The organism is Paenibacillus sp. N3.4, from assembly GCF_008017805.1.
In the GTDB taxonomy this organism is placed as follows: Bacteria; Bacillota; Bacilli; order Paenibacillales; family NBRC-103111; genus Paenibacillus_E.
On record NZ_VRTT01000058.1, the window covers coordinates 37184 to 46976 of the forward strand.

8 protein-coding genes are annotated in these 9793 nt (G+C 46.0%); 7 read left to right on the plus strand and 1 reads right to left on the minus strand.

Annotated features, from left to right (window positions below):
- Positions 1-168: 168 nt before the first annotated feature.
- Complete coding sequence (locus tag FU659_RS24590) at positions 169-2298, minus strand: bifunctional metallophosphatase/5'-nucleotidase (protein WP_147949974.1); 2130 nt, start codon at positions 2296-2298, stop codon at positions 169-171.
- Positions 2299-2551: 253 nt separating this feature from the next.
- Here FU659_RS24590 and FU659_RS24595 point away from each other — a divergent pair, with 253 nt between their 5' ends.
- The 7 genes from FU659_RS24595 to FU659_RS24625 all read left to right on the plus strand — a co-directional run.
- Complete coding sequence (locus tag FU659_RS24595; RefSeq protein ID WP_147949975.1) at positions 2552-2995, plus strand: MarR family winged helix-turn-helix transcriptional regulator; 444 nt, start codon at positions 2552-2554, stop codon at positions 2993-2995.
- A 204-nt stretch (positions 2996-3199) separates the two neighbouring features.
- A complete protein-coding gene (locus tag FU659_RS24600) occupies positions 3200-3835 on the plus strand; it encodes a nitroreductase family protein (RefSeq protein ID WP_147949976.1) in 636 nt (211 codons plus the stop codon).
- 16 nt (positions 3836-3851) lie between these two features.
- Positions 3852-4829, plus strand: a complete 978-nt coding sequence (locus FU659_RS24605; RefSeq protein ID WP_147949977.1) for a ring-cleaving dioxygenase — start codon at positions 3852-3854, stop codon at positions 4827-4829.
- Positions 4826-5434: an alpha/beta hydrolase gene (locus FU659_RS24610; protein WP_147949978.1), complete on the plus strand. Its 609-nt coding sequence runs from the start codon at positions 4826-4828 to the stop codon at positions 5432-5434. The genes FU659_RS24605 and FU659_RS24610 overlap by 4 nt, the downstream gene beginning before the upstream one ends.
- A gap of 494 nt (positions 5435-5928) precedes the next feature.
- Complete coding sequence (locus tag FU659_RS24615; protein WP_261808024.1) at positions 5929-6264, plus strand: phage tail protein; 336 nt, start codon at positions 5929-5931, stop codon at positions 6262-6264.
- Positions 6265-6308: 44 nt separating this feature from the next.
- Positions 6309-6644: a phage tail protein gene (locus FU659_RS24620; protein WP_147949979.1), complete on the plus strand. Its 336-nt coding sequence runs from the start codon at positions 6309-6311 to the stop codon at positions 6642-6644.
- Positions 6645-6799: 155 nt separating this feature from the next.
- The coding region (locus FU659_RS24625; RefSeq protein ID WP_187274367.1) for a cadherin-like beta sandwich domain-containing protein at positions 6800-9793 on the plus strand (2994 nt) is incomplete at its 3' end.

The window sequence follows — 9793 nt, forward strand, 5'->3', positions numbered from 1 at the left end:
AACTTTAACAAAAGATCGTCTAAGCCTTAAATAGGCCCAAACGATCTTTTGTTCAATAAGGCACCTTTACCACGTACGTACGTACGCGTACGGTACGTACCACGAACTTTGTAGAAGATAGCAACCTCTTGAATCAAAAGTGATTAGAAGGGTGCACGGATATTTTTTTTATTTTAATTGTAACAATCGTTCAAGAACTATAGCCATTTGCGCACGAGTAACGAAATCGGAGACAGCAAGATAGGTCGTCCCCTTCTCATCCGATTTGCCGCGAATAAGGCCCATGTAAGCTACGGCAGCCCAGTCGTCGGTCCCCGTATCTTTATCAGCAAAAGCATCCAACGATTTCTTGACGTTGTCGCTCATCTGCGGGTATTTATCGACAGCAATAATAGCGTTAGACATCAGTATGGCCATTTGTGTACGCGTTAGCTTGGCGTTCGGATCAAGAACGCCTGCCGCGGAATCAACAGCCGCCGAAGCTGCCGATGACGTTAGACTTACCGCTTTGCTCAATGCTTTTGCGAATTCACGAACAGTGACAGTTTGATCAGGCTGGAACTGCTTGCTGCCGTCGGCAGCCCCCGCAATGTTCCTATACACCATATCCGTTATTGCATAGACGGCTTCGAACGATTGTCCGGATAAGTCGGAATAAAGGTTATTTGGGATATTTCCGGAAATTTGGATCCGTCCTTCTACTTTTGGAGCTACGGTTCCCTTTTGCTGGATATAATCGGCAACTACCTTGGAAAGAAGCGGACCTGCATCTTTATCCAATAACACCTTCGATCCTTTGAAAACATCATAGCCGTCACCACCCTCGGCGACAAAATCAACTACTGCAATCGTATAATGCGCTTTGCGGTCGAGCTGCTGACCATTTACCTTTACGTCAAGCAAACGAGCCCCGGGAAGGAGCTTTGGGTTATAGGAAAACTGAATGCCGCTCACTTGCGGGTAGCGCCCTGCGCCGCTTTCGATTAGGCTAACCCCATTCTCTAATGCTTGATACAGCTGATCTCCTGTAATATCCAGCTTTTCTACGTAATTCGCAAAAGGCATTGCATCCATGATATCCTTCTTGGTCAACGGCCCCGCTGGGAATACACGTTCGGCACGGATGCCTCCTCCGTTAATGATCGCCATGTCCGCTTTCGTATAATCTTTCATTGCATCCGCTACCAGATCGCCGATCGCCGTTTCCATTTTGCGCTGGGAGGCTTTCATGACGTCCATTTCGGTCTGACTCGTACCGATTTGCACTTCAAGCTCTTTGCTGAGCTTCGCATTATAGCTATCCATGACAGCTTTGACATTCGGATCAGGCTGATAGCCTTCCTTCGCCACATCGGTTTTCAAAGCATAGCGGTGATAATTGAAATCCGCTACTTTTCCATGATCAAAGTTGAAATTGATTTCCCCAAGATAAGTAAACTCATCACCGATAAACCAGAGTAACGTATTATGGATTTTTTCCGGGCTATCGAAGGCAAAAGCCGCATGGTCGCCGACGATCAAATCGATGCCATCCACTTTCTCTGCAACTATCCGAGCATCAGGGCTGGCGAGGTGAGAAGAAACGATGATGAATTGGGCGCCCGCAGCCTTCATTTCCGGAATAATCGTTTTCATGGCCTCCACTGGATTCAGAACGATGGCATCCGGTCCCATGGAAGTAATTTGGGGCGCTTCCTCGTTAATGAGCCCTGTGATCCCGATTTTCACACCGCCGACTTCTTTGATGATAAACCGTTTCGCACCGGCTTCCTTGGCGAAAACATCCCCTGTACGTTTGTCCACCGCATTGGCACTGACCCATGGGAATTGGCTCGCCTTCACTAACTTTGTCAGCTGATCGGGCCCCATATCAAAATCATGATTGCCGTATGTATCGACATCTAGCTTGCCAGCATTAAATGCATCAACGATAGGCTGTCCTTGAAATGAAGACGAAATTACGGAGGTCCCTAGATCGTCGCCATTACCGATGAATAACGAATTGGGGTTCGCGGCTTTAATCTTGTTCGCAATCCCAAAGTAATTAGCAATGTTATTGGGTTCTTTCGGATTGCCGAAGTTGCCGTGAAAGTGAGTATCATGAATGATGGTAAATGATACATGGGATAGCGGATGTTGAGATTTTTCAAAGGTTGGTCCTACAAATTGCGACTGAACGGGGCTAGAATCGGCAGATCCACTGTCATGGGCAAATCCTACTGTTGGAATAGAGAGCAAAAACGTACCGGCCAGCGCTGCGGCTACTCCAGTTTGCCGAATAAAAACCAAATTTTTCATGGTTTACCTTCCCTCCACATTTGAATAAGATCTTATATTATTATAACATTGGATTATTTTCCCATTATCTAAAAAATTGTAAAGTATCCGTAAAATAGTAATAGTTCAATTATGAAACTGCTGTTCAGTTTCTTTGGCTTTCTGTAAAATGCAAAATAAATTGCCCGCTTGACAAATATCTCAAAATCGTATATCTTTAAATTAAGATAATACGAATCAAGATGATGACGACGTCGGAAAACGAGGTGGATACATGAGCGCATCGCAAAATGATTCCTTAGATCTTTTTATTGCACTATCCAGAGCCAGTGAATGGGTGAATGCACATGCCGACCGCGATATTCGTCAGCGGGGGTTGAACCGGACAGAGTTCGGAGTGCTTGAATTGCTTTACCACAAAGGTGCGCAGCCTATTCAGCAGATTGGCAGCAAGGTGCTGATGAGCAGCGGCAACATTACTTATGTGGTTGATAAGCTCGCCAAGAAACAATTCGTTACGAGAAGGGCCTCTTTGGAGGATCGTCGTCTCATATACGCAGAGATTACGGATCAAGGCCAACAATTCATTGAAGAAGTATTTCCTCAGCATAAGACTGTGATTGAGGAATCGGTAGCAGGCCTTTCACCAGAGGAAAAGAAGCTAGCCAGTCAACTGCTAAAGAAGCTCGGCAAACATGCTCAACAACATTTTAAGTAGGCAATTCTTTTCAAGGGAAAGCTGCCTATTTTTTACCACATAAGAAAGTATAAATTTTCGGTTCCCGAAAATCGCTTTCTTATTGGCGATAAAACCAACATCTAAACGCGGTCGCTCATCATTGAATGGCCTCGATAGAGGTTTTCTCATCAAATATCTTAAAATAAAGATTCTTAATATACTTATACTCAGGGGGAGTTAACGATGAACCTTACTAACGAACTAAGCACACTTATCAAGGGGCGCAGATCTGCAAATAAATTTATGACCAATGTGAATCTACCGGATGAAGAACTGGATGACATTTTTAATCTTGTGAAATTTGCTCCATCCGCCTTTAACTTACAGCACGTTCATTATTTGGTTATTAAAGATCCGGCACAAAATGAAAAAGTTTATGAAGCAACTGGTAAACAATATAAAGTGAAAACCGCTTCTGCTTCGATAATCGTTCTAGGAAATTTGGAAGCTTACAAGGATGCTGCTCGGATTAACGAAGGTTTGCTTACACTAGGTGTCATAAACAAGCAGGAATACGATATGACAGTTGCTTCTGTGACTGATTTCTATGAGGGTAGAGGCGAAGCCTTTAAGCGGGATGAAGCCATACGGAACGCGAGTTTATCCGCGATGCTCTTCATGCTCATAGCGAAAGAAAAGGGCTGGGATACGTGCCCAATGATTGGCTTCGATCCGGAGACCCTGTGTTCTTCATTAAATATCCCAGATCACTACGTACCCGCAATGCTTATTACAATCGGTAAAGAGGATACCAGCAGTCAAAGACCCCGCGGCTACCGCAAACCGGTTCGTGAATTTGTAAGTTATAACTCGTTTTGATCCGTAAGTAAATCATATAACCAATAAGGGAGACGATGACGATGTCACAACAACAAACACAGGCATTCACCATATTACAGCTTTTGTTCAAAATGCACAGGAAACCGTTGATTTTTACGCCGGTATTTTAGGACTAAGAATGATCAAAAAAACAATTAACTTCGATGCTCCGGAAGTGTACCACCTTTACTTTGGCAACGAAATGGGGAGTCCGGGCACAATCATCACCTTTTTCCCATGGGCGAATTCACGTAAAGGCCGCATAGGCGGCGGACAAGTGGGCATAACCTCTTATGCAGTTCCAACTGGAACTTTGCCTTTCTGGGCCAAACGTTTAGAACAGTTCGCAATTTCCTATGAAAAAAGCGTTAGATTCGGTGAGACTTCTCTTCAATTTGAAGATCGGGATGGTTTAAAACTTGAAATTGTAGAGCGCGAAGACGGCCCGCTCAGTCAGTGGTCATTCGGCGGTGTTCCAGCGGATAAAGCCATTAAAGGTTTCGCCGGTGCCGTACTTTACAGCACAGCTCCGGATAAAACGGGGGAACTGCTGGTACAGGTGATGGGTCTTCAAAAAGTAGGTCAAGAGGGAGCTTATGCGCGCTTTAAATCCTCAGGTAATTTGGGGAATATTGTTGATATCAATGTCACTCCGATGCCTTATGGCGCTGGGGGAGCGGGTACTGTGCATCATATCGCATGGCGGGCCAAAGATGACGCGGAGCATGCGCTGTGGAGAAGCCATATCGAGAATAGTGGCTTTCACCCGACACCTATTGTCGATCGTCAGTATTTCAATGCTATCTATTTCCGCGAAGAAGGCGGCATTCTGTTTGAGATTGCAACAGATCCTCCGGGTTTTGCACGTGATGAGCAGCCGGAAGCGTTGGGTGAAAAGCTGATGCTGCCCGAATGGTTTGAAGAGCACCGTTCGCAAATCGTGAGCAATTTACCTCCTATCGAAGTACGCGTTTTGGAGGCTGATCACTCATGAAGCATATCTTTCAGCAAGGAACAGATGGGGAAGCGCCGGTACTTGTCCTCTTTCACGGAACGGGAGGAATGGAAAACGATTTGCTGCCATTGGCACAAATCATTTCACCGGCTTCCTCTGTGCTAAGTGTTAGAGGCAACGTCCTTGAGAACGGGATGCCACGGTTTTTCCGCCGCTTGGCCGAAGGTGTTTTTGATGAAGAGGATCTTATCTTCCGAACTAAAGAATTGTCAGATTTTCTGGATATTACAGCTGAGGAGCATGGATTTGATCGTCAAAATCTCGTAGCTATCGGCTATTCCAACGGTGCAAATATCGCCGGGAGTCTGTTGTTTCATTATCCTGGGGCTCTGCGAGGAGCGATTCTCCATCATCCGATGGTACCGCGGCGTGGTGTAGTGTTGCCGGATTTGTCGGGTGTGCCGATTTTCATAGGAGCCGGAGAAAATGATCCGATCTGCTCTCCGCAGGAGACGGAAGAGTTACAAACCTTGTTGCGCGAGGCTGGAGCGCCCGTGGAGGTGCATTGGGAACGTGCGGGGCATCAACTGACCCGTTCTGAGGTCGATGCGGCGGCAATGTGGTTTAAGCACAATTTTGCGTAAAAAGTTCCCTTCAAAGAAGAACAAAAAGCCAAAGTACGAACCGATTGTTATCGTCGGTAAGTCTTTGGCTTTTTGTTTATTAACATTGTGTTAATCAGCTTTTTTACATAAAAAATTATTTTAAAGTTTATTGGGCTCAACCTCGAAACTAGTGCTTAACGTTTGGCGCAACATCTTATGCGATTGCATTCGATGAGAAGGCCAGTCTTATATGGCTAAGCTGCTGCCTTATACACGCAACTGCTTTCGGATCTGGATTCGTAAATTGAGAAAATGAGAGATTAGGGTCCCCCCCGCTAATCACGTAGCCTTTTGTCGGAGTTTGTCATTTTGCTGTCATTGGGGTGTGCTATTATCGTTAAATTGGAAGATAAGATAGATGAATAGGCAGCAAGATATGACAAATTACGAGAAAGGTGTTGATGATTCATAGTTCTCCAGATCTAACTTTTATTCAAGGTGAAAAATAAAAACTAAAAAGGTAAGGTGCAAAAATGAAAACTAAAAATATTAAAAAGCTGATGTTGAAATTGGTCTTAATCGGTGTATTAAGTCAAGTGTTCCTGACGAGTACGGCATTTGCCAGCATGGATCCTTTTGTAGGAGAGATTGAGATTTTTCCTTATAATTTTGCTCCACGTGGATACTTGGAGTGCAGTGGACAAACCCTGTCTATTCAACAAAATGCGGCCTTGTTCGCCTTGATAGGCACACAATTTGGCGGTAATGGTCAAACAACTTTTCAATTACCTAATTTAACTGATGCTGCTCCGACGCCAAAAGTGAAGTATTACATTGCGGTTTATGGTGTTTTTCCTGCACGGGAATAGGTTCATAATAAACATTTTTGAGTGCGAAAGGAATTGTGAAAGTCATGAAGTTTAAAACATTCAAGTCACTTATTGTCGCCGTGATGCTTATTGGATCACTAAGTCAAATAGTTATGCCTAGTAAAGCCTCAGCAGGTCCTGAAACGCAAATAGGGAATATCACTATACTTCCGTATAACTTCCAACCGGTCGGTTTTATAAAATGTGATGGCAGACTCTTAAATATTTCAGATTACGAAATTCTTTATACACTTATAGGAACTCAGTATGGTGGTAACGGTCAAACTACCTTTGCAATACCGGATTTAAGAGGAGATTCCCCTACACCGATGGTTGATTATTATATTGCTACAGAGGGGATTTATCCTTCCAGAAATTAATGAATCTTTAAGAATGAAAGGTGCTTATGATGGCAAATATGCCTGTTTTTAAGAAAATATATGTTGCATTTCTATTTGTTGTTTTAACATGCATAGGCTTAGCTATATTTCCAGGGAAATCATTTATTTCTGTGGTTGATGCAGCAGGTTCCAATGTGGCATTGAACAAAAAAGCAACTGCTAGTTGTGAGAAAACTCCGTATTCATCTAGCAAAGCGGTTGATGGGTCTAAGAGTGCAGCGAGTCGCTGGTATTGCAATAAAGGTGAAACGGAGCCTATGTGGCTGGCCGTAGATCTTGGGGATGTTTATTCCATTAACGGTTATTCGGTTATAGGAATGGGAAGCGTGGGAGACGGGTGGAAAGATGGTCGTGATCCTAGAGACTTTCATTTTCAAAAAAGTGAAGATGGTATTAATTGGGTCAATGTAGATGCAGTTACTAATAACACCAATTCTCAATATCATCATGATTTGCCTAATTTTGTGACCAGATATGTACGACTCTTTGTCGATTACGGTAATGGAAAAAACTCCAACTGGACATCGATTATGGAGTTTGAAGTTTATTCAACGGGACGTGCAAACGCTAATTTAAGTGACTTAAAAGTAGATGGAACAAGCGTAGCAGGGTTTGCAGCAGGAACACTTTCCTACACGGTAAATGTGCCTAATACGACAACTGCTATTACAACAGTCGGAACGAAAGCTGATCCGGCCGCGAGTGTGGCTGTAGTGGGCGGAAGCAACCTCTTAGTTGGAAATAATACGGTAACGGTGAGCGTTACGGCGCAGGATGGAACGACGGTGAAGACGTATACGGTTACGGTGGTTCGTGCTGGAAGCGCGAACGCCAATCTGAGCGCCTTGACGGTAGACGGTACGAGCGTAGCGGATTTTGCAGCTGGTACGTTGGCGTATACGGTGAATGTACCGAACGGGAAAACGGCAGCTGTCGTAGCTGGGACGAAAGCTGATGCTAACGCTAATGTGAATGTGGTAGGCGGAAGCAACCTGACTGTAGGAAATAATACAGTGACGGTTACCGTTACGGCTCAGGATGGAACGACGGTTAAGGTATACACCATAACAGTGGTTCGTGCTGCAATAAGCAACAATGCGGATTTAAGTGATTTAAAGGTAGACGGAACGAGCGTAGCGAATTTTGCGGCTGGTACGCTTACATACACGGTGAATGTACCGAACGTGACCACGTCGGTGACGGCAGTGGGAACGAAAGCTGATCCAACTGCGACTGTAGCTGTAGTGGGCGGAAGCAGCCTAAACGTAGGAGATAATACGATCACGGTAACGGTAACCGCGCAAGATGGAACGACGATTAAGGCGTACACCATCAAAGTGGTGCGTGCAGCAAGCACGAATGCGAATTTAAGTGCATTGACGGTAGACGGAACGAGCGTAGCGAATTTTGCAGCTAGCACGTTGGCGTACACGGTCAATGTACCGAACACGACAACATCGGTGACGGCAGTTGGAACGAAAGCTGATACAACCGCGAACGTGGTTGTGACGGGCGGAAACAACCTAATCGTGGGAGATAACACGATCACGGTGACGGTAACTGCGCAAGATGGAACGACAGTGAAGGCGTATACCATCAAAGTGGCGCGTGCGGCAAGTGCGAATGCTGATCTAAGCGCATTGACGGTAGACGGAACAAGCGTAGCGAATTTTGCAGCTGGCACGTTGGCGTACACGGTCAATGTACCAAACGCGACCACGTCGGTGACGGCAGTTGGAACGAAAGCTGATACTAACGCTAGTGTGAATGTGGTAGGCGGAAGCAACCTAATCGTGGGAGATAATACGATCACGGTAACGGTAACCGCGCAAGATGGAACGACGATTAAAGCGTACACCATTAAAGTGGTGCGTGCGGCAAGTGCGAACGCGAATTTAAGTGCATTGACGGTAGACGGAACGAGCGTAGCGAATTTTGCAGCAGGCACGTTGGCGTACACGGTGAATGTACCGAATGCGACAACATCGGTGGCGGCAGCGGGAACGAAAGCTGATTCAACTGCGAACGTGGTTGTGACAGGCGGAAGCAGCCTAATCGTAGGAGATAACACGATTACGGTGACGGTAACGGCCCAAGATGGAACGACGGTGAAGGCGTATACCATCAAAGTGGTGCGTGCGGCAAGCACGAACGCGAATTTAAGTGCATTGACGGTAGATGGAACGAGCGTAACGAATTTTGCAGCAGGCACGTTGGCGTACACGGTGAATGTACCGAATGCGACAACATCGGTAACAGCAGTTGGAACGAAAGCTGATGCAACTGCGACTGTGGCTGTAGTGGGCGGAAGCAGCCTAATCGTGGGAGATAACACGATTACGGTAACGGTAACTGCGCAAGACGGAACGACAGTGAAGGCGTACACCATTAAAGTGGTGCGTGCGGCAAGTGCGAACGCGAATTTAAGTGCATTGACGGTAGACGGAACGAGCGTAGCGAATTTTGCGGCTGGTACGTTGGCGTACACGGTGAATGTACCGAATGCGACCACGTCGGTCACGACACTTGGAACGAAAGCTGATTCAACTGCGAACGTGGTTGTGACTGGCGGAAGCGGCCTAATCGTGGGAGATAATACGATCACGGTAACGGTAACTGCGCAAGATGGAACGACAATTAATGCGTACACCATCAAAGTGGTGCGTGCGGCAAGTGCGAACGCGAATTTAAGCGCATTGACGGTAGACGGAACAAGCGTAACGAATTTTGCAGCAGGCACGTTGGCGTACACGGTGAATGTACCGAATGCGACAACATCGGTGACGGCAGTGGGAACGAAAGCTGATACAAACGCAAACGTGGTTGTGCTGGGCGGAAGCAACCTTGTCGTGGGAGATAACACGATCACGGTGACGGTAACGGCACAAGATGGAACGACAGTTAAGGCGTATACGATTAAAGTGGTGCGTGCGGCAAGTGCGAACGCGAATCTAAGTGCATTGACGGTAGACGGAACGAGCGTAGCGAATTTTGCAGCAGGTACGTTGGCTTACACGGTGAATGTACCAAACGCGACCACGTCAGTAACGGCAGTGGGAACGAAAGCTGATACAACTGCGAGTGTGGTTGTGACGGGTGGAAGCAACCTAATCGTCGGAGATAATACG

What these genes read in the sequence shown, in the direction of transcription:
- FU659_RS24590 (WP_147949974.1), bottom strand. Translation starts at nt 2,298, where the DNA reads ATGAAAAATTTGGTTTTTATTCGGCAAACTGGAGTAGCCGCAGCGCTG.
- FU659_RS24595 (WP_147949975.1), top strand. Translation starts at nt 2,552, where the DNA reads ATGAGCGCATCGCAAAATGATTCCTTAGATCTTTTTATTGCACTATCC.
- FU659_RS24600 (WP_147949976.1), top strand. Translation starts at nt 3,200, where the DNA reads ATGAACCTTACTAACGAACTAAGCACACTTATCAAGGGGCGCAGATCT.
- FU659_RS24610 (WP_147949978.1), top strand. Translation starts at nt 4,826, where the DNA reads ATGAAGCATATCTTTCAGCAAGGAACAGATGGGGAAGCGCCGGTACTT.
- FU659_RS24615 (WP_261808024.1), top strand. Translation starts at nt 5,929, where the DNA reads ATGAAAACTAAAAATATTAAAAAGCTGATGTTGAAATTGGTCTTAATC.
- FU659_RS24620 (WP_147949979.1), top strand. Translation starts at nt 6,309, where the DNA reads ATGAAGTTTAAAACATTCAAGTCACTTATTGTCGCCGTGATGCTTATT.